Raw genomic sequence first — 478 nt, 5'->3', positions numbered from 1 at the left:
ACGCTAATAACTGGTACCTCAGTAGTAGTCTGACTCCTCCAGTCATCCCTCCTGTTGATCCCCCGGTTACGCCACCCGTTGACCCTAGCCCGGGTGTTCAAGTTCTGCGGCCAGAGGCGGGGGCTTACATCGGTAACCTCGCTGCGGCGAATAGCATGTTCACTACAAACCTTGACGATCGTCTCGGTGAAACTGAATACACCGACGCGGTGACCGGCGAGCACAAGGTGACGAGTTTATGGATGCGCACGGGTGGTGGTCACAATCGTTCCGAGGATTCCAGTGGGCAACTGAAAATGAAGGCAAACCGCTACAGTGTGCTGCTGGGCGGCGACCTGGCAGGCGGTAGCGGTAGCAACGGCAGCACTTGGCGTTTGGGTGGTCTGGCGGGCTATGGCAATGACCGCAACACGACCACTTCCGATATCACCGGGTATCGTGCAAAGGGCGAGGTAGACGGATACACCACGGGGCTTTA

Annotated in this window: 1 protein-coding gene; it reads left to right on the top strand. The window is 57.7% G+C overall.

All coding sequences use genetic code 11. The annotated features are described in order from the left end of the window. Window positions 1–29 precede the first annotated feature (29 nt). A partial coding sequence (locus tag ACZYSM_RS29370) for an autotransporter outer membrane beta-barrel domain-containing protein (RefSeq protein ID WP_489077198.1) occupies window positions 30–478 on the top strand: 449 nt, incomplete at its 3' end.

The organism is Pseudomonas sp. F220 (assembly GCF_057813935.1).
The sequence above is the reverse complement of the archived record's forward strand: the minus strand, read 5'-3'. Positions and strand labels throughout refer to the sequence as shown.